Annotated in this window: 26 protein-coding genes and 1 tRNA gene; 13 read left to right on the top strand and 14 right to left on the bottom strand. The window is 67.4% G+C overall.

Features of this window, described 5'->3' with window-relative positions:
- The first annotated feature begins 82 nt into the window (after positions 1 to 82).
- Positions 83 to 1,153 carry a potassium channel family protein gene (locus tag ACY48E_RS09705; protein WP_462872063.1) on the top strand — a complete coding sequence of 357 codons (1,071 nt, stop codon included), beginning with the start codon at positions 83 to 85 and terminating at the stop codon, positions 1,151 to 1,153.
- Positions 1,154 to 1,178: 25 nt separating this feature from the next.
- Entirely contained in the window at positions 1,179 to 2,084 is a 906-nt protein-coding gene (nudC, locus tag ACY48E_RS09700) for an NAD(+) diphosphatase (RefSeq protein ID WP_462871946.1), read from the top strand.
- Between the two features lie 27 nt (positions 2,085 to 2,111).
- Here the strand turns inward: nudC and ACY48E_RS09695 are convergent, their stop codons facing one another.
- Complete coding sequence (locus ACY48E_RS09695) at positions 2,112 to 2,366, bottom strand: mycoredoxin (protein ID WP_462871945.1); 255 nt, start codon at positions 2,364 to 2,366, stop codon at positions 2,112 to 2,114.
- 79 nt (positions 2,367 to 2,445) lie between these two features.
- Between ACY48E_RS09695 and ACY48E_RS09690 the strand changes: the two genes are divergently transcribed.
- On the top strand, positions 2,446 to 4,566 hold the full coding sequence (locus tag ACY48E_RS09690) for an ATP-dependent DNA helicase UvrD2 (RefSeq protein ID WP_462872062.1): 2,121 nt from the start codon (positions 2,446 to 2,448) through the stop codon (positions 4,564 to 4,566).
- A 463-nt stretch (positions 4,567 to 5,029) separates the two neighbouring features.
- Positions 5,030 to 5,272, top strand: a complete 243-nt coding sequence (locus ACY48E_RS09685) for a WhiB family transcriptional regulator (RefSeq protein ID WP_462872061.1) — start codon at positions 5,030 to 5,032, stop codon at positions 5,270 to 5,272.
- A gap of 33 nt (positions 5,273 to 5,305) precedes the next feature.
- On the opposite strand, the gene ACY48E_RS09680 is transcribed toward ACY48E_RS09685, so the two are convergent.
- The 3 genes from ACY48E_RS09680 to ACY48E_RS09670 all read right to left on the bottom strand — a co-directional run bounded on the left by ACY48E_RS09680 (position 5,306) and on the right by ACY48E_RS09670 (position 8,966).
- Positions 5,306 to 6,616 carry an ABC1 kinase family protein gene (locus ACY48E_RS09680; protein ID WP_462871944.1) on the bottom strand — a complete coding sequence of 437 codons (1,311 nt, stop codon included), beginning with the start codon at positions 6,614 to 6,616 and terminating at the stop codon, positions 5,306 to 5,308.
- Positions 6,617 to 6,623: 7 nt separating this feature from the next.
- Positions 6,624 to 7,505 carry a hypothetical protein gene (locus ACY48E_RS09675; protein WP_462871943.1) on the bottom strand — a complete coding sequence of 294 codons (882 nt, stop codon included), beginning with the start codon at positions 7,503 to 7,505 and terminating at the stop codon, positions 6,624 to 6,626.
- A 105-nt stretch (positions 7,506 to 7,610) separates the two neighbouring features.
- Positions 7,611 to 8,966, bottom strand: a complete 1,356-nt coding sequence (locus tag ACY48E_RS09670; RefSeq protein WP_462871942.1) for a zinc-dependent metalloprotease — start codon at positions 8,964 to 8,966, stop codon at positions 7,611 to 7,613.
- Positions 8,967 to 9,058: 92 nt separating this feature from the next.
- Here ACY48E_RS09670 and ACY48E_RS09665 point away from each other — a divergent pair, with 92 nt between their 5' ends.
- Complete coding sequence (locus tag ACY48E_RS09665) at positions 9,059 to 10,081, top strand: YlbL family protein (protein ID WP_462871941.1); 1,023 nt, start codon at positions 9,059 to 9,061, stop codon at positions 10,079 to 10,081.
- A gap of 13 nt (positions 10,082 to 10,094) precedes the next feature.
- Here the strand turns inward: ACY48E_RS09665 and ACY48E_RS09660 are convergent, their stop codons facing one another.
- The gene (locus ACY48E_RS09660; RefSeq protein WP_462871940.1) at positions 10,095 to 10,727 is read right to left on the bottom strand and encodes a PPA1309 family protein; all 633 of its coding nucleotides are present in this window, start codon (positions 10,725 to 10,727) and stop codon (positions 10,095 to 10,097) included.
- A gap of 146 nt (positions 10,728 to 10,873) precedes the next feature.
- Here ACY48E_RS09660 and ACY48E_RS09655 point away from each other — a divergent pair, with 146 nt between their 5' ends.
- Complete coding sequence (locus ACY48E_RS09655) at positions 10,874 to 13,831, top strand: UPF0182 family protein (protein ID WP_462871939.1); 2,958 nt, start codon at positions 10,874 to 10,876, stop codon at positions 13,829 to 13,831.
- A gap of 52 nt (positions 13,832 to 13,883) precedes the next feature.
- Here ACY48E_RS09655 and ACY48E_RS09650 read toward each other — a convergent pair whose 3' ends face one another.
- Positions 13,884 to 14,447 (bottom strand): transglycosylase family protein, encoded by a 564-nt coding sequence (locus tag ACY48E_RS09650; protein WP_462871938.1) that lies wholly within the window; start codon positions 14,445 to 14,447, stop codon positions 13,884 to 13,886.
- Between the two features lie 483 nt (positions 14,448 to 14,930).
- Between ACY48E_RS09650 and ACY48E_RS09645 the strand changes: the two genes are divergently transcribed.
- From ACY48E_RS09645 to ACY48E_RS09630, 4 genes are all read left to right on the top strand, one after another.
- Positions 14,931 to 15,004, top strand: a tRNA-Met gene (locus ACY48E_RS09645).
- A gap of 147 nt (positions 15,005 to 15,151) precedes the next feature.
- Positions 15,152 to 15,592 (top strand): tyrosine-type recombinase/integrase, encoded by a 441-nt coding sequence (locus ACY48E_RS09640; protein ID WP_462871937.1) that lies wholly within the window; start codon positions 15,152 to 15,154, stop codon positions 15,590 to 15,592.
- A gap of 76 nt (positions 15,593 to 15,668) precedes the next feature.
- Positions 15,669 to 15,977, top strand: coding sequence for a transposase (locus tag ACY48E_RS09635; protein ID WP_462871936.1), 309 nt, complete (start codon positions 15,669 to 15,671; stop codon positions 15,975 to 15,977).
- The gene (locus ACY48E_RS09630; RefSeq protein ID WP_462871935.1) at positions 15,974 to 16,342 is read left to right on the top strand and encodes a hypothetical protein; all 369 of its coding nucleotides are present in this window, start codon (positions 15,974 to 15,976) and stop codon (positions 16,340 to 16,342) included. Before ACY48E_RS09635 ends, ACY48E_RS09630 begins: the two co-directional genes overlap by 4 nt.
- 131 nt (positions 16,343 to 16,473) lie before the next feature.
- Here the strand turns inward: ACY48E_RS09630 and ACY48E_RS09625 are convergent, their stop codons facing one another.
- The gene (locus ACY48E_RS09625; RefSeq protein WP_462871934.1) at positions 16,474 to 16,743 is read right to left on the bottom strand and encodes a helix-turn-helix domain-containing protein; all 270 of its coding nucleotides are present in this window, start codon (positions 16,741 to 16,743) and stop codon (positions 16,474 to 16,476) included.
- 29 nt (positions 16,744 to 16,772) lie between these two features.
- Positions 16,773 to 17,462 (bottom strand): nucleoside/nucleotide kinase family protein, encoded by a 690-nt coding sequence (locus ACY48E_RS09620; RefSeq protein ID WP_462871933.1) that lies wholly within the window; start codon positions 17,460 to 17,462, stop codon positions 16,773 to 16,775.
- Positions 17,463 to 17,727: 265 nt separating this feature from the next.
- On the opposite strand from ACY48E_RS09620, the gene ACY48E_RS09615 reads away from it, so the two are divergent.
- Complete coding sequence (locus ACY48E_RS09615) at positions 17,728 to 17,925, top strand: hypothetical protein (RefSeq protein ID WP_462871932.1); 198 nt, start codon at positions 17,728 to 17,730, stop codon at positions 17,923 to 17,925.
- Positions 17,926 to 17,935: 10 nt separating this feature from the next.
- Here ACY48E_RS09615 and ACY48E_RS09610 read toward each other — a convergent pair whose 3' ends face one another.
- Positions 17,936 to 18,730 carry a S1 family peptidase gene (locus tag ACY48E_RS09610; RefSeq protein WP_462871931.1) on the bottom strand — a complete coding sequence of 265 codons (795 nt, stop codon included), beginning with the start codon at positions 18,728 to 18,730 and terminating at the stop codon, positions 17,936 to 17,938.
- A gap of 61 nt (positions 18,731 to 18,791) precedes the next feature.
- Positions 18,792 to 20,438, bottom strand: coding sequence for a nuclease-related domain-containing DEAD/DEAH box helicase (locus ACY48E_RS09605; protein ID WP_462871930.1), 1,647 nt, complete (start codon positions 20,436 to 20,438; stop codon positions 18,792 to 18,794).
- A 137-nt stretch (positions 20,439 to 20,575) separates the two neighbouring features.
- Between ACY48E_RS09605 and ACY48E_RS09600 the strand changes: the two genes are divergently transcribed.
- Positions 20,576 to 21,886, top strand: a complete 1,311-nt coding sequence (locus ACY48E_RS09600; RefSeq protein ID WP_462871929.1) for a S8 family serine peptidase — start codon at positions 20,576 to 20,578, stop codon at positions 21,884 to 21,886.
- Between the two features lie 40 nt (positions 21,887 to 21,926).
- Positions 21,927 to 22,157, top strand: coding sequence for a hypothetical protein (locus ACY48E_RS09595; protein ID WP_462871928.1), 231 nt, complete (start codon positions 21,927 to 21,929; stop codon positions 22,155 to 22,157).
- A gap of 55 nt (positions 22,158 to 22,212) precedes the next feature.
- Here the strand turns inward: ACY48E_RS09595 and ACY48E_RS09590 are convergent, their stop codons facing one another.
- The 4 genes from ACY48E_RS09590 to ACY48E_RS09575 form a co-directional block, all read right to left on the bottom strand.
- Positions 22,213 to 22,557, bottom strand: a complete 345-nt coding sequence (locus ACY48E_RS09590) for a nitroreductase/quinone reductase family protein (RefSeq protein WP_462871927.1) — start codon at positions 22,555 to 22,557, stop codon at positions 22,213 to 22,215.
- 138 nt (positions 22,558 to 22,695) lie between these two features.
- The gene (locus ACY48E_RS09585; RefSeq protein ID WP_462871926.1) at positions 22,696 to 23,271 is read right to left on the bottom strand and encodes a NifU family protein; all 576 of its coding nucleotides are present in this window, start codon (positions 23,269 to 23,271) and stop codon (positions 22,696 to 22,698) included.
- A gap of 30 nt (positions 23,272 to 23,301) precedes the next feature.
- Positions 23,302 to 25,248 carry a ferrous iron transporter B gene (gene feoB / locus ACY48E_RS09580; protein ID WP_462871925.1) on the bottom strand — a complete coding sequence of 649 codons (1,947 nt, stop codon included), beginning with the start codon at positions 25,246 to 25,248 and terminating at the stop codon, positions 23,302 to 23,304.
- 63 nt (positions 25,249 to 25,311) lie between these two features.
- On the bottom strand, positions 25,312 to 25,575 hold the full coding sequence (locus ACY48E_RS09575; RefSeq protein WP_462871924.1) for a FeoA family protein: 264 nt from the start codon (positions 25,573 to 25,575) through the stop codon (positions 25,312 to 25,314).
- Positions 25,576 to 25,832: the final 257 nt, after the last annotated feature.

Below are 25,832 nucleotides of genomic sequence, written 5' to 3'. Positions count from 1 at the left end.
CGGAGAGGCACACAGCGCCGGAGCCCCATCGCTGGCGCTACGCTCTTCTGCGATGGTCACCGAAGAGAGTCGGCCCAGCCGAATGAGCGGCGCGCTGCGACGTCGGCTCCGCCGAGGAAGCTCCGCCCTCACCGACCGCCCGGATTTCGCGCTGGTGGGGGTGCTGCGGATCCCGATCGAGGAGTCGAGTCCGCAGCGGGCGATCTGGAAGCGCATCGTGATCGCGGTGATCGTGCTGTTCGTGGTGGCGACGCTGGTTTACGTCGACCGCGACGGATACGCCGACAACCAGGGCAACGAATTGTCGTTCCTCGACGCGTTCTACTACACCACGGTCTCGCTCTCGACCACCGGCTATGGCGACATCGCGCCGATCACCCCGACAGCGCGCCTGGTCAACGCACTCGTCATCACGCCCCTGCGGGTGTTCTTCCTGATCCTGCTCGTCGGCACCACCCTGTCCGCCCTCACCGAACGTTCGCGCCAGGCGTTCAAGATTCAGCAATGGAGGCGCACCGTGCGCAACCACACCGTGGTCGTCGGATACGGAACCAAGGGCCGCACGGCTGTACGCGCCATGCTCAGCGACGGCGTCGCGCCGTCGAGCATCGTGGTGGTCGACACCGACCAGAGTTCGCTCGACAGCGCCGCCAACCTCGGCCTGGTCACCGTGCACGGCTCGGCGACCCGCTCGGATGTGCTGCGGCTGACCGGTGCGCAGAACGCGTCGTCGATCGTGGTGGCCACCAACCGCGATGACACTGCGGTCCTGGTCACGCTGACCGCCCGTGAACTGGCGCGCACCGCGAAGATCGTGGTGTCGGTGCGCGAGGCGGAGAACGTGCACCTGCTGCGCCAATCGGGGGCCGATTCGGTGGTGGTCTCCTCGGAGACGGCGGGCCGGTTGCTCGGTATCGCCACCACCACACCTACGGTGGTGGAGATGATCGAAGACCTGTTGACGCCCGAGGACGGGTTCGCCATCGCCGAGCGAGAGGTCGAGCGCGACGAGGTGGGCGGCTCACCTCGGCATCTGTCCGACATCGTGCTCGGGGTGGTGCGCAACGGTGTGCTCGTGCGCGTCGGATCTCCGGAGGTCGACGCGATCGAAGCGGACGACCGCCTGCTCTACATACGTCGCGTGAGTATGTGACGGCGAGGCGATTAGGGTTGCGGGAGTGTCCACCTTCGCCCTGACCGTGCTGCCGACGCTCTCCCGATCACCGATCGACCGTGCCGAAGAACTTCGCAAGGACGCCTCCGCCCTCGCCGCAGGATGGCCGACCGCGTTGATGCTCGAAGTCGACGGCAACGGCCGCGCCCGTGTGGACGACCGTCGGCTGGTCTTCGGCCCCGCGATCGAACTGTCCGAGGAACCGCCGGCCGATGCGGTGTTCCTGGGAATGGTGGACGGGGCCCACCGTTGGGCGCGGCCCGTGGGGGAGTTGTCCGGTGCGCTGGCGGATCTGCGGGGGATCGGCGATCAGCTCGACGAAACGGAGGTCGGGCTCTTCGTCACCGCGGTCGCGCTGCTGAACTGGCATCGCGCCGCGCAGTTCAGCCCGGTGGACGGCTCACCCACGGTCTCGACATCAGCAGGGTGGTCGCGGACCAGCACGGTCACCGGGCACGAGGAGTTCCCTCGCTCGGACCCGGCCATCATCTGTCTGGTGCACGACGGCGGCGACCGCGTGCTGTTGGCTCGATCGCCCCTGTGGCCGCCGCGCAGGCTCTCGGTTCTCGCCGGGTTCGTCGAGGCCGGTGAGTCGATGGAGGCGTGTGTGGTCCGCGAGATTCGTGAGGAGGTTGGGCTCGACGTCACCGACGTCGCCTACCTGGGCTCGCAACCGTGGCCTTTCCCGCGATCGCTGATGATCGGTTTCGAAGCGGTCGCCGATCCCGCGCAGCCGTTGGTGTTCAGCGATGGTGAGATAGCCGAGGCCCGGTGGTTCACCCGCGACGAGGTGCGTCGAGCACTGGCGCTGGGCGACTGGTCCGCCTCGGCGGATGCGCCGTTGCTGCTGCCCGGTTCGATCTCCATTGCGCGGGCTATGCTCGAATCCTGGGCCGCAGCTCGGAACTGAGTCGACGGGTTCGGTCGACCTGTGGCGTCAGACGCCCAGCGCGGCCTTGACCTGCGCGAGCGACGGGTTGGTCGCGGTCTGGCCATCCGCGTACTTGACGGTGGGAACCACGTGGTTGCCACCGTTGACGCTGCCCACGAACTCCGCGGCCGCCGGATCGGCTTCGATGTCGATTTCGGTGTAGGCGATTCCGTTGGCGTCGAGCTGTGTCTTGAGTCGACGGCAGTATCCGCACCAGGTGGTGGAGTACACGGTCAGGGCAGGGGCGGCAGAAGTGGTCACGGGTGTGCCAACACCCGTTCGGTGCGGAATGTTCCGCACGGCGGTCTTGCGCGGGGAGAGTGTGTCGGTACGAACTGACATGATGGGCGCCATGAGTGGCGGCGTGGTGGACGGTCTCGATCCTGAGCAGTCCGAGGCCGTTCTCGCTCCCCGCGGGCCGGTGTGCGTGCTGGCCGGCGCCGGCACCGGCAAGACGCGCACCATCACCCGCCGCATTGCACACCTGGTGGAGTCCGGTCATGTCTCGGCGGGTCAGGTTCTGGCCGTCACGTTCACCGCCCGCGCGGCGGGGGAGATGCGTGAACGCCTGCGGCTTCTGGGAATTCGCGGCGACGACGGTCAGGTGCAGGCCCGGACGTTCCACGCCGCCGCCCTGCGGCAACTGCGCTACTTCTGGCCGCAGGTCGTCGGTGACACGCCGTGGGAGCTGCTCGATCGCAAGTTCGCGGTGGTGGGCCAGGCGGCCGGCCGGGCGGGGCTGCCCACCTCCACCGACAGTGTGCGAGACCTGGCAGGTGAGATCGAATGGGCCAAGGCCTCGCTGGTCTCGCCCGAGGACTACCCGGAGGCCGCCGCTCGCACGCATCGGGACACCCCGTTCGACCCGGGCAAGGTCGCAGCGGTGTACGCCGGATACGAGGCCCTCAAGTCTCGAAACTCCGATGCCATGCTCCTCGACTTCGACGATCTGTTGCTGCACACCGCCGCCGCTCTCGAGAGCAGTGCCGAGGTGGCGCACGAGTTCCGTGAGCGGTACCGATGTTTCGTGGTCGACGAGTATCAGGACGTCACACCACTGCAGCAGCGGGTGCTCGATGCGTGGGTCGGTGATCGCGACGACCTCACGGTGGTCGGTGATGCCAACCAGACCATCTACTCGTTCACCGGCGCCACCCCGTCGTTCCTGCTCAACTTCTCACGCACCTACCCCGAGGCCACGGTCGTCCGGCTCGAGCGCGATTACCGGTCCACCCCCGAGGTGGTCTCGCTGGCCAATCGAGTGATCGGTGCCGCGCGAGGTCGCATCGCAGGCACACGGTTGCAGCTGGTCGGTCAGCGCCCGCCGGGTCCTGAGCCCACCTTCGTCGAGTACGACGACGAGCCGGCCGAGGCCACCGGAGTGGCCCGCGCCATCGCCCGGCTGATCAAGGGCGGCACCCCGGCGTCGGAGATCGCCGTCCTGTACCGCATCAACGCCCACTCGGAGGCACACGAGCAGGCGCTGACCGCACTCGGTATCCCCTATCAGGTGCGCGGTGGCGAGAGTTTCTTCCAGCGGCCCGATGTCCGCCAGGCTGTCGCCGCCATCCGTTCCGGGGGCGCCCGCGACGATCTGCCGACGCAGGCCGTGCAGGGTCAGGGCCTGATACCGCTGGTGCGCGCGCTTCTCGCCCCGCTCGGTCTCACGGCCGAGGAGCCGGCGGGTGCACAGGCCCGGGAGAAGTGGGCGGCCCTGGCGGCGCTGGTCACCCTCACCGAGGATCTTCTGGCGCAGGTGCCCGACCTGGACCTCGACGGGCTGCTCACCGAGTTCGCGATGCGCGCTCAGGCTCGCCACCCCCCGGTGGTGCAGGGCGTCACGCTGGCGTCGCTGCACGCGGCGAAGGGTCTGGAGTGGGACGCGGTGTTCCTGGTGGGTCTCACCGACGGCACCCTTCCGATCAGTCACGCACTGGGAGAGAACAATTCGGCACCCGACGAGGCCGCCGTGGAGGAGGAACGCCGCCTGCTCTACGTCGGGGTCACCCGCGCTCGCACGCACCTGGAGTTGTCGTGGGCCCTCGCGCGGGCGGCTGGGGGCCGAAAGTCCCGTCGCCGGTCCCGCTTTCTCGTCGGGTTGGTCCCGGACGATTCACCGGCCTCCCGCATCGCCGCCCCGACGCCGTCGAGGAAGCGCCCGGTGTGCCGGGTGTGTGGTCAGCACCTGATCGGCGCGGTGCCCACCATGTTGGGCAGATGCGAGAAGTGCCCTGGCGATGCCGACGTCACGCTGCTCGAGAACCTTCGGCAGTGGCGGCTGGAGAAGTCACGCGAGCTGTCGGTTCCGGCGTACGTGGTCTTCAGCGACAACACCCTCACCGCTATCGCCGAGCAGCGCCCCGCCGATGACCGCGCACTGGTCGCCATTCCCGGCATCGGCGCCAAGAAACTCGAGCGATTCGGCGCCGATGTTCTCGAACTGGTGCGAAACCGCAGGTAGAAAAAGGGTTGTGGTCCGCGCTCGTGACCCTTTAGGGTAAGCACCGAGCAACGGACACCCTGCGCCCTCGGAAGGAGAGAGTCGATGATCATTACCGCAACCACCACCGCCGTCGTCCTCGCCCCCCGTGGACCGATTTCCCCCGCCGGGGCAGTCGCCTCCCGCGCAGCAGGCGCCGGACGGGCGATTCGATTCGTACCGAATCGTCTCGCCGCCCCTCGCGAATCCGTGCTGATGGATCGTCACCCTCTCGGGTAGTCGACCCCCATCCTTCCGGCCACGGATTCGCACCTGCGAAACCGTGGCCGTTCTCGTTGTTCAGCAACGCTGATCCGAGCAACGTCGATCCCTGTGGCCGGCCGCGGAATCGCCCCAGACCTCCCGATCGAACAACGAGAAGAAGGAGCACGACGTGTCATCCGCCACGACCCGGTCGACATGCCGCGACGACACCCGACAACCCATGGCACGCGAATTGCCGTGCCGCGTCAGCGATCCCGACCTGTGGTTCGCCGAGTCACCGACTCAACTCGATATCGCCAAGCAGATGTGCGCCCTGTGCCCGGTGCGCGAGAGGTGCCTGCGCGCAGCCCTGGACCGCGCCGAGCCGTGGGGTGTGTGGGGCGGTGAGATCTTCGATCAGGGCGCTGTGATCGCGGTCAAGCGCCCTCGCGGTCGGCCCCGCAAGAATCCGATCTGCGCCTGAGGTCGCCCGTCGAGGTCTGGTGCCGGCGCGCGGTCAGTCCGCGTAGCCCGGCAACCAGTCCTCGACGATCGCCATGTAGGGGGCATAGGCGTCCAACTGTGCGCAGATACCCACGGTGCCCATCAGCACACGGAAGATCACCGCGTACTCCGGCGGCAGGTTCAGCGACCGCGCCGTCTTGAACTGCTGACTGTCGAAGCTGGTGGTCGTGTTGGCGACCTGCTGCATCCAGGTGCGGGTGAAGTGGAAGGACTCGGTCTTGATCGGGTCGGTGAACGGTCGCAGGTAATCCATGATCTCGGACTCGCCGACCGTACGCCCCGGGATCACGAACCGATTTTCGTGCAACAGGGCGGTGAGGTCGTCGTAGTTGTCGTCACGGGCCAGACGCACCATTCGCCCGAGCACCGGGGGCCAGCCATCGGGCAGCGGGAGGGCGGTGCCGAAATCCATCACGCCCAGTCGCCCGTCGGGCATCACCTTGAAGTTGCCGGGGTGCGGATCGCCGTGGAGCAGCCGCGCCTTGCTCGGCGAGACGAACTGGAAGAGCGCGAGTCGATACCCGGCGTTGTTGCGTTCCTCGGGTGTACCGCCGGCGACGATGGCGGACAGGGCCGTTCCGGTCATCCACTCCAAGATCATCACCTTCGGTGAGCTGGCCACCACCTTGGCCACCACAAAGTCCTCGTCGTCGGCGAAGGCCGCGGCGAATGCCCGCTGGTTGTTGCCCTCGATGCGGTAGTCCAGTTCCTCCTCGGTGCGGTCGGTGAGCTCGGCGAGCACCTCCTTGATGTCCGCGCCCGGGGCGATGGTGGAGAGCACACCGGCGAACCGTGACAGCGTCTTCAGGTCCGACCGCAGTGCCACGTCCGCGCCCGGGTACTGCACCTTCACCGCAACGTCGCGGCCGTCCGACCACACGGCTCGGTGTACCTGACCGATGCTGGCCGAGGCCGCCGGTGTGTCGTCGAACTCGATCACCTTCTTGCGCCACTGGGTTCCGAGCTGCTGATCGAGGACGCGGTGTACCTGCTTGACCGGCATCGGCGGTGCCTCGGCCTGGAGTTTGGTGAGCGCCTCGCGATAGGGCTCGGCGTACTCCTCGGGGATGGCCGCCTCGAACACGCTCAGTGCCTGGCCGAGCTTCATGGCTCCGCCCTTGAGTTCACCCAGAACCGAGAACATCTGATCGGCGGCCTTGGCGGCGAGCTGAGCATCGATCTCGGCGCGGTCCCCACCGGCCAGCTTCTTGCCGAAGCCGACCGCTGCGCGGCCGGCCATACCTATCGGGATGCTGGCCAACTTGGCGTTACGGGAGGAGGTACGGCGGGGAATCTCGGGCACCACACCATCATCCACCACCGAGGCCGCCAAGCGGTGAATCCTCGCGGGATCGATCGTCGATGCAGGAACAATGCGGGTGCACGGGCCAGTGTCGGTGGCCCACCACCGCGCTCGGCCCGTCGACCTCGAGAGTGCACCCCGCCGACGACGGAAGCGGCGAGGTCGGGTCGCGGCGGTGCGCGAGCAGCGCCGCGACCTGTCCGACGGCGATCGTCGCTGTGAGACCCAGTGTCACCCGGTCGGCGGTCCCGACGTATCCGAGCATCTGCGCCGAGAGGTACGGCCATTCGGGGTCGTAGTCGCATCGGGTGTAGTCGACACACCGCAGGCAGCAGGTGCGGCCAGGAACGACCAGCGGCCCCACCACGCCCCGACCGTCGCGGCACCGCACGCTCAGGTGAGCAGTGGCGGTGCGTGTCAGTTCGGCGACCACGGTGGGATCGGCCACCAACAGGTCGGCCAGGACCACCACGTCGTGCTCGACGCGTCGGCGCGGCAGTTCGGCCCTGTGCACGGTGACCGTGCCGATCTCGGCGAGTGCGGTGCGCAGTCGATCCGAGAGAGGTCCGCGACCGAGCACCGCGATTGTGGGCGTGCGCCCCGGCCGGTCGTGAGTGGGTGTCCGTGCGCTGCCGTGGCGGATCAGTTCACCGACCACCGCGCTCATGTGCGGGGCTTCGACGCCCAGATCGGCTGCCTTCCAAAGCATGTCGGGAACACTGCGGGTGCCGTCGAGCAGGCGCAGAGCGCGGATCATCGTGGCCGCGTCCACACCGTCCGGTGGGTGAACCAGGTGCGCACGTTCGGGGTCCCACCCCACCTGGACGCTCCCGTCCCGTCGAGTCAGCAGGGCAAGGGTCGGGTCCAGCAGCGGTGTCACGGTGCTCATGACCGATCACGGTGGCACACCTCGCCCGGTCGACATCCGTCGCGAGGGGAGTTGTCCACAGGGCGTTGTGGGCCCTGAACTGCGGTTCGAGGTTGTGTCGGGCGTTCAGTCGTTCTCGGCGTCGCCCGCGCCCGTCTCGCCCTCGCGACGACGCTTCTCGAAGGCCTCCAACTCGGCGATCGGATCGTCGAACGTGGTGGTCTCGCCACCGACCACGCGGTCGATGAACGCGGCGGGGGAGTCCAGGTCGTTCGCATCGGGGAGAAGGTCGGGGTGGGCCCACACCGCGTCGCGGCCCTCGATTCCGGCGGAGTCGGTGAGTGTGCGCCACAGGGCTGCCGCCTCCCGCATCTTGCGCGGGCGCAGTTCCATGCCGATGAGTGTCGCGAACGTCTGCTCGGCCGGGCCACCCGACGCGCGCCGACGCCGCATGGTCTCCGACAGCGCCGCCGCACCCGGGAGACGCTCGCCGAGTGCGTCCGTGACCGTGACCTCCACCCACCCCTCGACGAGGGCCAGCAGGGTTTCCAGACGCTCGAGAGCGGCCTTCTGCGCCGGAGTGGTCTGCGGCTCGAAGGTTCCCGCCTGCATGAGCTTCTCGAGCTGCGCGGGATCCGCGAGAGCCATCGGGTCGAGGCCGCGGGCAGCCTCCTCGATGGAACTCAGGTCCATCTTGATGCCGTTGGCGTACTGCTCGACTGTGGACAGCACGCGCTGACGCAGCCAGGGCACGTGGGTGTAGAGGCGGTGGTGGGCAGCCTCGCGGGCAGCCAGGAACACCAAGACCTCACGCTCGGGGAGTTCGGTTCCGGTGCTGAACTCGGCCACCGCGGCGGGTAGGAGGGCTCCGATGTCCTTGGGGCCCAGCGGAAGTCCGATGTCGGTGGAGGTGAGCACCTCCCCGGCGAGTTGGCCGAGCGCCTGACCGAGCTGGGAACCGAAGGCCATGCCGCCCATCTGCCCGATCATGGCCATCATCGGCCCCATCATGGCTTTCGCCTCCTCGGGCAGGGTTGCGCTCCACATTCCCGAGACCTGCCCGGCAATGGGATCGCACAGCCGCTTCCACGTGGCGATGGTGTTCTCGATCCACTCCTGAGCCGTCCAGGCCTCCGTGCGCGTGGCGCCCGCCGGAAGGATGGTGGCGGCGTCCAGCCACTGCTCGGCCAGGTGCGCCGCATCTGCGATGGCCGATCGGGAACCGTCCCGGATCACCGCGGTGGCGCCCAGCTGCTGCAGGGCGAGCTTCTTCGCCAGGTCGTAGTTGACCGGACCCGCGCCCGCGCCGCCGGCACTCATGCCCGAGAGCATCTGTCCGAACTCGGTGATCATCTTTCCCAGTGCGGCAGGATCGAGGCCGTCGGCGCCGAAGCCGAATCCCGCGGGCCCGGATTGCTCGCCCCGCTCGTCCCGGTCCCGGTCGGGGTCGTTGTCTGCGGCCGAGAATCCGAAGTTGCTCATGATCCAACGGTACAAGCTCCCACCGCAGGTGCGCGGGGTTGCGCGGTGCGCTGTGCGCGAACGCCGGCGGCCGGTCACCTACTGTTGAGCGCGTGACTCGGAGGATAGCGACGCTGCTTGTTGCCCTGGTGCCCGTGCTCGTTCTGGGTGTTCTGGGCACCGTGATCACCGTGCCGTTCGTCGCCCTGGGGCCCGGCCCCACCTTCAACACCCTCGGCGAGGTCGACGGTAAGCAGGTGGTCGATGTTCAGGGCACCACCGTCGATCCCACCACCGGCAACCTCAACATGACCACGGTGACGGTGCGTGACGGGTTCAACGTGTTCCAGGCGCTGACGATGTGGGCCAGCGGACGATTCGGCTTGGTGCCACGTGAGCAGGTGTACCCGCCGGATCGGACCCGAGAACAGATCGAGAGCGACAACAAGGCCGACTTCGCGCAGTCGGAGAACAGTGCCGAGGTGGCCGCCCTGCGGTACCTGAAGCTGCCCGCGGACCTGGCCGTCGCCTCGGTGGCCGAGGACGGTCCGGCCAACGGCAAGGTTCGCGAGGGCGATCAACTGCAGGCGGTCAACGGCACGCCCGTCAGCACCGTCGCCGGTCTGCAGGACGCCGTGGGCTCGCTCGCGCCGGGCACGTCGGTCACCCTCCGGGTCTCGCGCGGCGGCAGCAGCGTCGACGTACCCGTCGTTCTCGGCACCCGACCCGACGGATCGGGCCGCGGCTACCTGGGTGTGTCCGCTCAGGAGAAGCCGAAGCCGCCCCTGACCGTCGACTTCAACCTCGCCGACATCGGTGGCCCGTCCGCGGGATTGATGTTCACGTTGGCGGTGATCGACAAGCTGACCCCGGGCGAGCTCAGCGGCGGCAAGTTCGTCGCCGGCACCGGCACCATCTCCGCGGACGGCACGGTCGGACCGATCGGCGGCATCCCCTACAAGATGGTCGCGGCGCGTGAGGCCGGTGCAACCACCTTCCTCGTCCCGACACAGAACTGCGCCGAGGCCACCGCCAACCCGCAGGACGGTTTGCGCCTGGTCAAGGTCGACACCCTCAGCACTGCCGTCGACGCGCTGAAGTCACTTGCCTCCGGTGGTGACGCGCCGAGCTGTTAGTTCGGCGGACCGGTCAGAACTCGTCCTGCTCGTCGAAGGTCGAGTGCAGTGCGGCCACCACGGCCGGTGCCAAGTTCTCGTAGGTGAGCAGCTCCGGCTCCGCGGTCCCGAACGGATCCGACGCGTCGTCCTCGCCGTCCGGGCGCATCTGGAGAATGCTGACCGACGGCCCGTCGCGCAGTACAGCCACGATCAGGCGCCCGTCGCGTCGGTCCGGGTGGGCGCCCGCCGCGAGCCGGGCGGCCTGATCGGCGGCATCGCGATCGGTCAGGACCGGTGCAAGTGCCTCGTCGAGGTCCGATTCGGCCTCCGGCGGGAGCACCACGATCTCCTGGACCAGTGCGCACCCCGCCACGGTGGGCGGCCACGCCATGGTGGCGAGGAACTCGTCGAGTGCCGGTGAGCCGCCGTCGACGTCCGCGGGCAACGGTTCCTGCGCCAGGACGGTCAGTGTCGCGCCGTCGACCAACTCGTCGTGCAGGGACGGCTCCGCGGCGATGAGATCGGCAGTGGGGACGAAAGCGAACATCTGCGGTGGTTGGTCCCATCCGTCGCCGTCGACGTGGTCGATCACCTCGCGCACGCACCGGGCCAGCGCGTCGTCTGGATTGTCGATCTCGGGGTGCGACTCGCTCACATCGAGCATCCTCTCACCGTCGCCGCACCCCGTGGTCACCGCAACCGGCGGCGCGCTGGTGCGGGCGTTACGTACAGTTGGCTCCGACGAACATCCACCGGTCCCCACCTCGATGTCCGAGGCTGGTCGACCGCTCGAACACTGGAGCGTGGCTCGTGGGCATGAGGCCCCCTACCGGATTGCCGTCTCTGAGCAGACGGAGCCGAATTCTGCTCATCGCAGCGGCCGTTCTGGCTGCACTATTGCTGATCGGCCCGCGCCTGGTCGATGCGTACACCAACTGGCTGTGGTTCGGCGAGGTCGGCTTCCGCGGGGTGTTCACCACGGTGTTGATCACCAGGGTGATCGTGTTCGCCGTGGTGGCTGTGGTGGTGGGCGCGATCGTCTTCGCCGCCATGGTGCTGGCGTACCGATCGCGCCCGGTGTTCGTGCCGGTCGCCGGTCCCAACGATCCGATCGCGCGTTACCGCACCACCGTGATGAGCCGGCTACGACTGTTCGGTATCGGCATACCCGCGGTGATCGGAGTGCTGTCAGGTCTGGTCGCACAGTCCAACTGGACCACGGTGCAACTGTTCCTCAACGGGGGCAGCTTCGGTTTCACCGATCCTCAGTTCGGGCTGGACATCGGCTTCTACACCTTCGATCTGCCGTTCTACCGCTCCATCCTGAACTGGCTGTTCGTCGCCGTGCTGGTGGCCTTCCTGATCTCCCTGGTCATCCACTACATCTTCGGTGGGCTCCGATTGTCCGGCCGCGCAGGAGCTCTCACCACGGCGGCGCGTGTGCAACTGGCGGTGCTCGCCGGAACCTTCGTGGTTCTCAAGGCGGTTGCATACTGGTTCGACCGCTACGAACTGCTCACCAGCGGGCGCAAGGAGCCGATCTTCTCTGGCGCCGGCTACACCGACATCAACGCGGTACTGCCCGCCAAACTGATCCTGCTGGCCATCGCCGTGATCTGCGCCATCGCGTTCTTCGCGGCGGTGTTCCTGCGCGATCTGCGCATCCCCGCTCTGGCGACGGCGCTGCTGGTGCTGTCCTCGATCCTCGTCGGTGCGGTGTATCCGCTCGTGGTGGAACAGTTCTCGGTTCGACCGAACGCGGCGGACAAGGAGAGCGAGTTCATCCAGCGCAACATCGTCGCCACGCGGCAGGCGTACGGGATCACCGACGCCACCGTGCAGTATCGGGATTACTCCGGACAGGCCACGGCCACGCCACAGCAGGTGGCAGCCGAGACGTCCACGGTGTCGAACATTCGTCTGCTCGACCCGAACGTGCTCTCGCGCACCTTCACTCAGCAGCAGCAGATCCGGAACTTCTACGGTTTCCCCGACACCCTCAATGTCGACCGGTACCTCACCGACGGTCAGTTGCGCGACTACATCGTCGCCGCGCGTGAGATCAACCCGCAGTCCCTGACCGGCAACCAGACCGACTGGATCAACCGTCACACCGTCTACACCCACGGCAACGGTTTCGTCGCCGCTCCGGCGAACGCCGTCATCGGGGTCGGTGACAATGTCGGTGACAGCCAGAGCGGCTACCCGCAGTACAAGTTGAACTGGGTCAACAACGACAGTCAGGGCACCCTGCGTCAGGACGGTCCGGCCAAGCTCGATCAGCCGCGCATCTACTACGGTCCGGTGATCGCCAATTCGGATGCGGACTACGCGATCGTGGGTTCGACAGGATCCCCGCGCGAGTACGACACCGACAGCAAGAATTACACCTACACCGGGGCGGGCGGCGTCTCGATCGGGAACTGGTTCAACCGAACCGCGTTCGCGGCCAAGTACGCCGAGCGCAATCTTCTGTTCTCCGGCGTGATCGGCGATCAGTCGAAGATCATCTTCAACCGTGACCCCAGGGACCGCGTGTCGAAGGTGGCACCGTGGTTGACCCTGGACGGCAAGACGTATCCGGCTGTGGTCGACGGGCGCATGCAGTGGATCATCGACGGCTACACCACGTTGGATCAGTACCCGTACTCGCAGCAGACCTCGCTCGAGGATGCGACCACCGATTCGCTGGCCAACTCGCCCACCACGCGCGCGCTTCCGCCCCGCCAGGTCGGCTACATCCGTAACTCGGTGAAGGCCACCGTCGACGCGTACGACGGCACGGTCAAGCTGTATGCGCAGGACGAGAGTGATCCGGTGCTCAAGGCGTGGATGTCGGTGTTCCCCGGCACCGTACTGCCGAAGTCGGACATCACCCCGGATCTGGCCAGCCACTTCCGGTACCCGGAGGACCTGTTCAAGGTCCAGCGTGAGTTGCTCTCGAGGTACCACGTCGACGATCCGCGAGAGTTCTTCACCAACAACGCCTTCTGGCAGGTTCCGGGTGACCCGACCGTCGACGGTGGCGCAGGTAGCAACCTCAGCCAGCCGCCGTACTACGTGGTCAGTACCGATCCGTCGGGAACGACGTCGAACGCGACGTTCCAGCTGACCAGTGCGCTCACCGGTTTCCGCCGAGAAGTGCTGGGCGCGTACATTTCCGCCGACTCCACACCGGGGCCGAACTACGGCAGGATCACGGTGCTGCGATTGCCGACGGACACCTCGGTGCAGGGCCCGAACCAGGTGCAGAACACCATGACCACCACCACGGCGGTCTCGGAGAATCTCGGTGTGGTCAGACGCGAGAACACCGTCACGTTCGGCAACCTTCTGACGCTGCCGGTGGGCAACGGCGGCCTGCTGTACGTGGAACCGGTGTACGCATCGCGGAGCAACGATCCGACGTCGTTCCCGCAGCTGATTCGAGTGTTGGTCAGCTACCAGGGCCGAGTCGGTTACGCGCCGACGCTCCGAGAGGCACTCGAGCAGGCGATCGGTCAGGGGGCAGGACAGACGGCCACCACGCCGACGCCCACTGATGGGTCGACGCCAGCGGCGCCGCCCCCGACATCGGCGCCCCCCTCTGCTCCGCCGCCGGCAGCGGCTCCTGCGCCGCCGGCGAACAGGGAGGCCGCGATCGCCAATCTGAACGCGGCTCTGCAGAACGTGCGTTCGGCACAGGCCTCGGGCAACTTCTCCCAGCTCGGCGCTGCACTGGACAACCTGCAGAAGGCGATCGACCAGTACAACAGTTCCGGCGGCTGAGAACGACCAACGCCCCCACCCGATCGGGTGGGGGCGTTGGCGTCGTGCGGTGCTACTTGCCGAGGCCTTCGATGAGGCCGCGGTTGGCGGCGACGAAGGCGTCGTACTCCTTGCCGAAGCCGTACTGGCGCGCGATGGCCGCACCCTGAGCGATGTAGCTCTGGATGTCGACGGCCACGACCGGGGTGCCGGCAGGGGCGGGGGCAGGCGCAGCGGCCGGAGCCGGGGCCGGGGCGGGCGCTGGTGCGGGAGCCGCGGCGACGTCCGAGCTGGTGCCCGAGGTGAGGTACTTGCCGCAGACGGGCCATGCGCCCACGCCCTGGGTCTGCAGGACGTTCTCGGCGACGCGGATCTGCTCTGCCTTGCTCGCGTTGGAGGCCGAGCCGGTTCCGCCGTTGGCGCGCCAGGTGCTCTGGCTGAACTGCAGGCCGCCGTAGTAGCCGTTGCCGGTGTTGATGGCCCAGTTGCCGCCGCTCTCGCACTTGGCGACGCCGTCCCAGTTGTGGGTGGCAGCGTTGGCAGTGCCGGTGCTCAGCGCCAGCGGTGCTGCGACGACGGCTCCGGTCACGGCCAGCCAGCCGAGGGCACGCGTGGTCTTCTTCGATGCATTGGTCATGCGGGGTGAATCCTCTCAGCGCTGGAGGACGGGCCCTGATGTGTCGGCGGTGGTATCCGGATCCGACGAGCCGTATCTCGTCCCTGCCCCTGGTGAGTTGGGTATCCGATCCCGCAGGGCAGTGTGCTTCCAGCGGCGGGTCGGCCGGGTCCCTTGTGCGGACCGAGAGCGACGCTAGCGAAGGGTTTTCGAGACGTCACGTCAGCGAAACGCGGCGTTGACCAACGAATCGGTCCGACTCAGCCCCGTGTTTGCGCAGTTCAGACCGCAGAGACGCGCGTTCGTGTCGTGATCGTGACCCCACCGTTATGTGTCGGGGAACACGGGGTTTTTGAGACCCCGCTCACGCGAATCGACGGTCCCGCGTCCTGCCGTGACCCCGATGGCGAGCAATCTCCCTGTCGAACAGGTGATTTGCTTTCCGTTGTCGCCGTCCGGTAACTTCGAGTTCAGCAAGTGCGGTTGATGTCGCCTTGCCGGCAGCGCGGGGTGGAGCAGCTCGGTAGCTCGCTGGGCTCATAACCCAGAGGTCGCAGGTTCAAATCCTGTCCCCGCTACGAATTTCAGGCTCGGAGATCGTGGATCTCCGAGCCTGAAAGCATTTCAGATTTTATCCGACAGTCAGGTCGCACCGGGTCGCGGACGGGACGGACTGTTATGCGTCATGCCTAGGCCCCGCGACCGTGAGGATCTGCGGAAACATCGTGTCGCCGAAGGGCAAGCCCACTCATCGCCAGCACCACCCCAAGACGCAGAAGTCGACCCGGACCGTTTCTGTGCCGTCCTTCATTGCTGAGGTGCTCCGTCAGCGTCTGGTGCTCGTCTGCGAGGGAGACCCCGAGTACCTAATCTTCTTCAGCCGCAATCACACCCCGCTGACGACGAACAACATCCGTCGCCGACTGCGCGCGGTGCTGGAGGACGTCGAGATTGACGGCGTCACCCCGCACTCCTTCCGGCGGACGGTTGCCACGTTCCTTGATCGTGCCAGCGACCCGGACCTGGCGGCCGAGATGCTCGGGCACACATCCAGCAAGATCACTAAGGAGCACTACATCCAGCCCGACGAGACCGTCGACCCGGTCACGGCAGTCATCTTGGAGGCGCTGGCTCCTCGGAGGGGAGGTGGCCAGGACGCCGACTGACCATGAGGAAGCCGCAGAAGACCGAGCAGAGATCACGGCTCTACCGGTGCGTAATGAAATGCATTACGATAGGCGTGTGTTCGAGCGCGTCGACTGGTCGAAGCGCGGCGAGTACATGCAACGCAAGCACGGCATCACGCCGCAGGTGGCAGACGACGCGCTCAGCGATCCAAACCGGATCGCCATTGACCCCGACTACAACGGCACAAGCGGCGAAAGCATCCGAATCATCGGCTTCTCGACCATCGTCGACGACATCGTCACGGTCATCGTGCTTCAGCACGACGGAACCGAGTACAGCGTCAACGGGTGGTCAGCCAACGAGAAGGACCGCCGCATCTACAACGAAGGCAGCTACGCCGGCGAGGAAGGAGAAGCCCCATGAGCAAGAAGATCGACGACCTGCTCGCCGCCGAGGCCGAGGCGGTCGAGGAGGCCGAGGCTGGAAGCGACCCGAATGAGCCGTTGCCGGTCCACGTCAAGGTCACGCGCGGACATCCGCGCGCACGCAACCTGCAGGTCCGCTTCCGCGAGGACGAGTTCGACGAGCTGACGCAATACGCCGAACAGCGCGGTCTACCTATCTCGACGGTGGTGCGCTCACTCGTGCTCCAGGCGATCGCTCCGGCCGACGACCTAAAGTCCGCACTGGACAAGCTGGAGACCGACCTCGCTGCCGTGCGGCGCAAGGCCCTCAGCGCCTGGCCGCCGGTAGGTTCAGCTCGTGGCAATCGCGGCGTTCACTCTTGACGGCGCTTTCGACCGCAGCTGCGCCGCCAGTTATCCAGCGTCGCTTCGCAGAACTGGGCTACTCGTTGACTCGAACCGCGACGCTACCGTCGGCGTTCGACACTCCGCTGGAGGTACCCGGCACCGTTGTCTCAATACCGAGCACCGTGCGGCCGAAGCGCGACACCCTCCCGCTCGAGGATGTTCAACGCCGTCGTCCGACCGATTCCAACCTCGCCGGCAACCGCTCGAATCGTCATTCCGCCTTCGTAGAGCTGGACAACAGCGTGGCGTACTTGCTTTGTGATTCGCGAGCGGATAAGACCATCCGCCGATTGTGCCTGGTCAGGCACTTGATCTCCGGGTCGTGGGGTGTTGGCCTTAGCGCCTGCCAGGACTACTACGATCAGGCCCCTGACCATGACTACCAGGTCAGGGGCCTTTTCCGTCTCTAGCTCCGGTCGGGGCGGCGAACTCGCAGGATCGACGGGCTGGTGGGGTCGGTGTTGTCGACGACGATCGATGCCCGCGCAGCCGGGTCGCGCTCGGCGAGGTACAGGCGGCACGCGGCCATGTATCGCAACTCGTACGCACGCGTTGCCTGGTCCGCACCGCCGAGCTGCTGCGCATCGCGAGCGATCCCCCGAGCGAGCGCAGCCGACTCTTCGGAATGCAGGTACACCACCTCGTCCCAGAGTCCGTCGAGCTCGGGCCTCTGGATGAACGTCGCGTCGAACACGACGACAGAGTCGGCGGGAGCAACCGCGATCCGGCCGGTCACGACCTCGTCGGTCTCGAGATCGTGCACCTTGGTCGCGTACCGCCGGTCACCACCGGGTCCCAGCGGACGGAGCACGCCGTCGGCGAGCGAATCGAAGTCGTAGGCGTCCTCGTAGTAGCCCCGCGCGGAATCGGTGTCCTGTAGTCGCCGTCGGCGGGCCTTGACGTGGTGGAAACCGTCGGAGTCGACCAGAATCGCCGGGCGGCCGAGTCGTTCGAGGGCATCGACGAGGGCGCGGGCGAACGTGGACTTGCCTGCGCCGCATATGCCGTCGACGCCGACTCGCCAGGGGCGGCCGACCGCCGGAGCCGCCAACTCGGCTGCGATGCGATCGACAACAGTGCTGTCCTGACCGGCCATGCAGCCAGCGAACACGAGCAGTGGGTGTGGCGCAATCCGTCGCCGAAGTCGAGGGCGGGTTTGTCTCTGGTCGGGCACGGTCTCGTTCTCGGTCGCAGTGTCGACCCGCGGTCGTCCCGCTTCTTCCGGCAGCCTTGCCGCCGACGCGGCCCGCAGCCGCATGCACCGATGAGTGCTCTCTCGGAACATTCCTGCCGTCCGCTGCATCGAACAGAGTGCTCGGGCCAACTTCGGCACGAGCTTTCCGTGGACGAAAGGCACCGACATGACTTCCATCAAGCGAGCAATCACCTGTGCCGTTCTCAGCAGCGCGCTTGTGGCCGGCGGACTGGCCTCGGCGGCAGTGGCATCGGCCGGACCGAGGACGCCGTTCTCGATCGGTGGTGGCGGTGGCGGAACGTCGCACTGCACCCAGATCGGTGACGAGAACGGCTACCTGGCCCTGTCCACCTGCGGTGGGTGAGCGATACAGGCTACGACCCGAACGGTGACGCCGGCCGGGGCGGCGCCGGGGCTGGCGGCGCGGGGGGTGGACTGGCCGAGATCGGCGGTGCGACACCGGTTTCCGCTGTGGGTCGTATCCACGCTGCGGCGATAGAGATCAGGGCGTAGTTGGTGTCGTTGGTGGTCGAGAAATCGTCCACGCGGTTGAGCGACGACGCGACCCCGATCTGCAGGCCGTCGACGATGAGCGGGCCACCGGAGTCGCCACTCGTGGCGGCTCCGGTGATCCCTCGCACCAATTGCCCTGGAGCGCCGCTGAGTTCGACCGTCGGACCCGCCAACGCCACCGACGCCTGATAGAGGCCGTCGGACGGCGTTCGTCCGGCGCGCAGCCCGAACCCCTTGATCGTGCCGGTTCCCGAACTCAGGGCGCCGGTTGAGAAGTTGAGCCTGGCGTACTCGGTGTTCGGCGCCGGCTGGGCCAACTGGACGAGAGCGAAATCGCCGATCGGAGAGATGAACGTCGCTCCGACCGCGAGCGCGGGGCCCCGGTTGTTCAGGTCGTTCGTCTGATACACCGCGCGGGGACGACCGGTCGGGAAGGTGCCGATGCAGTGCGCCGCAGTGAGAACCCAGCTTTCGTTCAATTGTGAACCGGTGCAGGTTGTGTCGATGTCGACCAGCACCGTGGACGGCGACGGGGCTGCACGTTCACCGCCGATGATCTGACGCATCGGCTGCGCCGACGCGGGTTGGGCGACGATGGTGCCGAGTACCGCCGTGGCGACGAGCGAGAAGGCACCGACATGCCGAAACAACCTCATGAGACCCCCGTATCAGATGGTGACCGGATTGTTGCACGAGGACACGAGTTGTGGCAATGGGCTACCCGCTGATTCCCAACCGTCGCAGCAGCTCGTCTCCGCCGACGGCGCGCACGAACTCCGGATCCCCGCACACCACCAACTCGTCGCGGGCGCGCGAGAGCCCGACGTACAACCGCTCGGAGGAGCGGGGGCCCACCGCGCGCTCGTTCAGTGCCAGCACCACCACCCGGCGTTCGAGGCCCTTGAATCCGAGCACATGCCCGTAGAACACCTGCTCGCTGTCCCAGAACGACGCCCAGTACGCGGCGTTGCCATCCTTCTGCCGTTCCTTCTGTTCGTCGTGCCGTGACCCGGTGCTCAGCAGTGCGATGTCCTCCGGACGCCACCCCAGCTCGAGGTAGGGGTCGATCTGGTCGTCGGCCACGGCCAGCGCGTCGTCGGCGGCGCACGGCACGAAACGCACTGCGGGACCATCGGATCCGCGCAGATGCATTCGCTGGCCCACCAGTGGCTCGAAGGCTCGGGCGATGGGCCGGGTGTTGCGCAGATTGTGATCGAGAACCAGGGGAACCAGCGATACCGGCGGTTGGCCGAACCTGTCGAACACCCGCTGCCCCTCGTCGCTGAACACCACGATGGTTCCGCGCTCGCCATCGCGTAGGCAGGCCAGCAGCGGAGTCCACCACCCGTCCGCGAAGTCCTGGGCCTCGTCGATGACCAGGGCGTCGAACCGCTTGTTCTCGGGCAGGTTTCGCGCCAGGTCGGCCATCTGTTCGGGCAGCGTGTGCTCCCAGAACCGAGAGCTCTCGGCGGTGCGCTCGGACTCGTCGGGTCCGAGCGGAGCGCCCCACTCGATCCCCAGATCATGGAACTCCCCGACGTATGCGGGGCGATCGCGATAGCTCCAGGCGCCGGTGATGCGCTCGAGATACGACGCCAGCCCGTGCGAGTAGCACAGTAGCGCAACGCGTTTGCCCGCTCGGGTGAGTCGACGGGCCTGCTCGAGCGCCAGGTAGGTCTTGCCGCTGCCCGCGCCGCCCCGGATCTCCACGCGATCGAGCATGCCGATCGCGCGCAACAGCACCGCCTGCTCTCGGGTCAGTGCATCGGCGGCGCTCTCGTTCTCGAGTGCCCGCGCCACCACGTCCCGCTGGGGGAGGCCGCGGCCGGCGAGGGTGGTGGCCAACATCGTCACCCCCGCAGCGCCCGGGCGGGTGCCCGCGTGGGGGAGGCCTCGTAGCACCTGCTCCATCAACGGCAACATCGCGTGCAGCTGCGTTCGGTCGATCACCCGGTGCCGCGGGCAGTCCGGCAGCGCGAAGTCGGCCGGCAACTCGGTGTGGGGGAGAACCACCATGTGCGCCCAGGGCACCCGGCCGAGAGTCCACCGTGGATCGTTCTCGACGTACTCGCGCAGTGCGTAGCAGGCCAGTCGTGCCTGGTTCACCGGATCGATCACATGGCCGTTCCCCTGCATCCACTCGGTGCCGTTGTGCCACACCGATCCACCCTTGACCTCGAGGCACATCACACCGGCTCCTGCGATGGCCACCACGAAATCCACTTCGTGGTCCTTGGTGTGATCGGTGACCCGTTGGCTCCACACCAGCAGGTCGTCGTCGAGGAGTTGCTCGGTGAGCAGGTTCCACACCTGGCTCTCGCCGGAATTGGGAATGGACGGACTGTCCGGAATGGTTCGCGCCATGGTGCCGAGGGTAGTGCGAGCGCGGTGTCGGTGGCCCGCGCTACGGTCGAAAGTGGGTCGGGACCGCTCGGCCACGGTGGATCGTCGGCCCACGCGGGGGTCCGGTCGCCGCCCATCAACCAATACGGAGCCCGTCGATGATGTTCGGAGACAACAGCACTCGAACCAGCACCACCACCGGGCGGCACGTGGTGGTGTTCGCGCGCAGGGACGACGCGGCCGACTACGCCGCCGCCCTGCGGCGTGTTGCCGGCTTGACGGAGGTGGCTTCGACGCTCGATTTCTCGGGCCGTGTACTGGAGATGGACCAGGTTGGTCGGGCCCAGGCCACTGTCTTCGCGGCCCTGGGCGTGGCCGTGGTCGACGCAGATCCTGATCAGGCGCAGTCCCTCGAGGCGATGTGCGCGGACGACGGAGCAATTCGCACCGTCGAGCACGAGCGCATCCATCACCTTCGAGCTGCCGCGGAGCCTGGCGGGATCGGCCGGGGCGCCGAGTACGTGGCGGGCTACCGTGACGGGGTCGATGCGCTCTCCGCGCAGTTGCTCGGGCCGTCCGCTGCTGTGGCCACCCCCACCGGTTTCGTCGACACCGATGCCGCCACCTGGGGCCTGCAGGCCACCGGTGTGCTCTCGAGCGCCGCCACCGGTGCGGGCGTCACCGTGGCAGTGCTCGACACCGGGTTCGACAGCACTCACCCCGACTTCGCCTCGCGCGAACTCACCCAGCGATCCTTCGTCGCGGGCGAGACCACCGCAGACGGGGTGGGCCACGGCACGCACTGCATCGGTACCGCGTGCGGGCCGCTGACGCCGACCACGGGACGTCGCTACGGTGTGGCTCACCAGGCGCAGATTCTGGTGGGCAAGGTGCTCGACAACACCGGCAGCGGTACCGATCAGCAGATCCTGGCCGGTCTGGACTGGGCGCTGAGCAACTCGGTGACCGTGGTGTCGATGTCGCTGGGTGCCGATGTTCGCGAGGTGTCCTCGGCGTACGAGACCGTCGGTCGGCGCGCGCTGGACCGCGGAACGCTCATCGTGGCTGCGGCGGGTAACAACGCGCGACGTCCGGCGAACCCGGGGTTCGTGGGTGTGCCGGCCAACAGTCCGTCCATCGCCGCCGTCGCTGCTGTGGATCCGATGTTGGGAATCGCCCCGTTCTCTGCCCGGAGCCTGGGAGTCGACGGCGGCAACATCGACGTCGCCGCACCGGGTGTGGACGTGTACTCCTCGTGGCCGGTGCAGGCTGTGGACGGCGCCTCGCGCTACAACACCATCAGCGGCACCAGCATGGCCACTCCGCACGTGGCGGGCATCGCCGCGCTGTGGGCGCAGGTCACCGGACGCCGCGGACGCGACCTGTGGACCACTCTCACCCAGGGCAGCACCCGTTTGCAGATCCCCGCGTCCGACGTCGGGTCCGGGCTCATCCAGGCGCCGCAGTAGCCCATCCTGGCCCCGGTGCTGCGGGCGTAGCATCGCAGCCATGGGAGAGGTCACGATCACCGTCGACGACGAGCATCTGGGTGCTCTCGATCAGATCGTCGAGGCTCTGCAGAACCAGGGTGTACGCGTCACCGCCGTGCACTCGACGCTGGGCATCATCTCCGGCACTGCCGACCTCCAGCGCCCCGCAGCGCTGGCCGACATCGCCGGTGTCGCCTCGGTGGAGCAGAGCCCGACCTTCCGCACGCGTAAGCACGGGCCCGCGCACTGAGGTCTCGTGCGTCGGTAGGAGGTCTCGTGCGGTGGTAGGCCCGCGTTCCCGGTGGTCAGCGGGGGTCGAGGGTGATGAGCACCTGACGCTGACCGTTGGCCGTCAGCGACGACACTGCGTGCCCGGTGCGGCGGCCTTCGGGAAAACTCACCGTGACCGGGGCGCCATCACCGAGAAAGTTCGTCCACCACGTCTTCTGGCTGGGCGCAGCAACCAGCACCTGCACCTGATCGCCGCGCCGCCGGTACATCACCGGCAGCCGGATCGACCTCCCCGAGCGGCGGCCGGTGTATTCGAGCACCACCATCGATCGGCCGAGCAGTGTCGACAATCCCGGCACCTTCAGTAAGGGAAACACGGCCATGTTCGCCGCAGCGGCCACGCGCTGGAGAGTTGTCATGCGCGTGATGCTAATCCCCGCGGGGCTCACACCTCGTCGGCGTCGGATCGGGGAGGTCGATCTCGCGCTCGCTCCGCACGGGCTCGGTTGTGATGATCGCGTGGGCCGGGGCAGATCGTCATCGGGGTCGACGGTCTCCTACCGGGGAAACAGACCGAGCAGCGGTCGTCCCGCGGCGAGGCCGTCGACCGTCGGCGCCCCCACCCGCACCCCGCGCAGACCCGGGAACCGTGCGCGTACAGCGGTTTCGAACCGATCGGTGAGGGTGATGTCCGAGGCGGGGCAGTGCGCGCAGGTCCCGGTGAGCGAGAGCGTCACCACCGCGTCCCGCACTTCCTCCACCCTCAGCTCACCACCGTGCGAGCGAATGTAGGTACCCACGTCACCGCTGAGCACCTCGTCGACCGCGGCGCGCAGCACGTCGTCCGGATCGGTTCTGCCCTGCGGTTTCCACGCCGACGGGGTGCCGAGGCCGCCCGCGAGCGCGGTGCGCACTCGAGCGCCGTCCGCCCGCCAGGAATGTCCGGGGCCCAACGTCACTCGCACCGCAACTGGTTCGACGTCGATGGCGGCGACCGTGCCGTCGGCGACCAGCGCAGCCACGTCGTCCGGCATCGCGGCGACGGCGCCCACGAACGGCAGTGTCCCGGCGGGCATCACCCAACGCACGTCCGGTGAGTCGGCCACGGGTTCGGGGTGGATCGCCACACTCATGGCTGCGCCCCGGTCATGGCTGAGTCCCGATCATGTCAGGGCCGCCACGACGGTGTGCGCGATCAGGGCCATCGTCCACGCGAGGACGAACATGTAGCCGAAGGCGATCGCCGGCCACTTCCAGGTTCCGGATTCGCGCCGCATCACGCCGATGGTCGACATGCACTGCAAGGCGTAGAGGAAGAACACCATCAGAGCTGCCACCACGGGCGCGGTGAACAGTGGCTGCCCGGCGCGCGGGCCGTCGGTGACGGTGAGCGACTCTAGCGAGTTCCCTGGATCGTCGGGATTCTCGGCGGCGGCCACCTGACCCATCGTGGCGACGAACGTCTCGCGAGCCGAGAGCGACGCCACGATGCCGATGTTGATCCGCCAGTCGAAGCCGAGCGGCTCGAACACCGGCGCGATGAACTTGCCCACGGCTGCGCCGGCGCTGTTCTCGATGACGTACGCCGAGGTGGCGGTGGAATCGGCCGGGTCGATCCCGGCTGCTGCGAAGTCGGCGTCCCCGCGGAACGGCAGATTGAGCAGCAGCCACAGCGCCGCCGTGGTGACGAGGATGATGACACCGACCTTGCGGACGAAACCCTTGCAGGCGTCCCACACGCTGAGGGTGACAGTGCGCAACGACGGCACACGATAGGGCGGCATCTCCATGTAGAAGGGGAGCAGCGGACCGGTGCCGCGCCCGATGCGGGAGAACAGGGCTGCGGTCAGCATCGCCGACACCGCTCCACCGATGTACAGGCCGAACATCACCACACCCTGCGCGCCGAACGGTCCCACCTTGGTCGACGAGTCCACCAGCAGCCCCGTCAACAGGATGTAGACCGGCAGACGGGCCGAGCACGTCATCAGCGGCGCCGCCATCATCGTGGCGATTCGGTCGCGGGTCGAGGGAAGGGTTCGGGTGGCCATGATTCCCGGAATCGCACAGGCCAGCGACGACAGGAGGGCGACGAACGCGCGACCCTCGAGGCCCGCTGTGGACATCAGTTTGTCCATCAGGAACGCGGCGCGCGCCATGTAGCCGATGCCTTCGAGCAGCGCGATGAGAATGAACAGCAGCGCGATCTGCGGCAGGAACACCAGGACGCCGCCCACCCCGCCGATCATCGCGTCGCTGAGGAAGCTGGCCAGCCAGTCGATACCCACCCGCTGATCGACCTGATCGGCGAGGAAATCGAAGAACTGCTGGACGTAGTCCTGCAGCGGTGCGGCGAGGGTGAAGATCACCTGGAAGAACGCGAACATGATCGCGAAGAAGGTCAGAGACCCCCACAGCGGGTGCAGAAGGACTGCGTCGATGCGCTTGGTTCGCGCGTCGGTGACCGGCAACGTATAGGACGACGACCGCAGAACCGAGTCGATCCACCCCGTGACCTCGTCGGTGTCGGTGGGTGGGGGAACCGCCGGGGCCGACCACTCCGACGGGTTCGGCAGCAACGTGCGCAGCGCGGCCAATTCCTGTTTGCGACCGCCGGTGACGGTGACGACGGGAACGCCGACTGCGCGCTCGAACGCGGCGATGTCGATCGAGCCCTGACGACGGGTCAGCTCGTCGCTGAAGGTCATCACCACACAGACGGGCAACCCCGTCCCGAGCACCTGCGCGAGCATTCCCAGCGATCGGCGCAGCGTGGTGGCGTCGAGGGTGACCACCAGGCCGTCCGGTGTCGGGTTCTCCGCGTCGTCCGGGTCGAGCACGGTGCTGACCACCTGCTCGTCGGGGCTGATGGCATCGAGACTGTAGGAACCGGGCAGATCCTCGATCAGGACGTCCCGATCGTCCAGACGCGCGCGACCCTCGTACCGTGCGACGGTGACACCGGGGTAGTTGCCGGTCTTGGCGCGCAGCCCGGTGAGTGCGTTGAACAGAGTGGTCTTGCCGGAGTTCGGGCTCCCGACCAGTGCCAATCGCGCGGCGACATCGTCGACTGCGACGCTCTTGGGTGCACCATGGTGTGCGTGGCTCATCGTGAAGACTCCAGGATCGAGTGCCCGACACCGAACCGGCTCGGGAGAGAGTGGACCACCACGTCAGTCGAGCGCGACCTTGATGCAACTCGCCTGGTTGCGGCGCAGCGCGATGTCGTAGCCGGCAACGCGAAGTACGACAGGACCGCGCAGTGGGGCGCGGCGCACCGCGAGGACGGTCGTGCCGGGGGTGAACCCGAGATCGAAGAATCGCCGTGCGGTGGAGGCGCCGGCCTCATCGCAGATGCGGGTCACCACGGCACTCTGTCCCGGACGCAGGTCGGCCACGCTCGCTTCGCGGGTGGTGATGGACGATTTGCCCGTCATCGTGCGGTTTCCCAGCCGATCCGTCATCGTCGACATCGCTGACCACTCTCGTCCGAAGGTGGAAGGATCGGTCCGGTTCTTCAACTGAGGTAACCCTTCCCTTGTGAGGCAAGCATAACTTCACTCGCCTTCCGTGGCGAGTGACTCCCGTCACCCGATCGAGCTTACGACGGGTGCGCATCTCAGGGCAGTCTCAGTTCGCGAGTCGATACTGATGACATGCGACTTTTCGGGCGACACCGCAGCACTGCGCGGCG

The organism is Rhodococcus sp. AZ1 (assembly GCF_054979605.1).
Note: the sequence above shows the minus strand (reverse complement) of the source record. Positions and strands in the feature narration are given on the sequence as shown.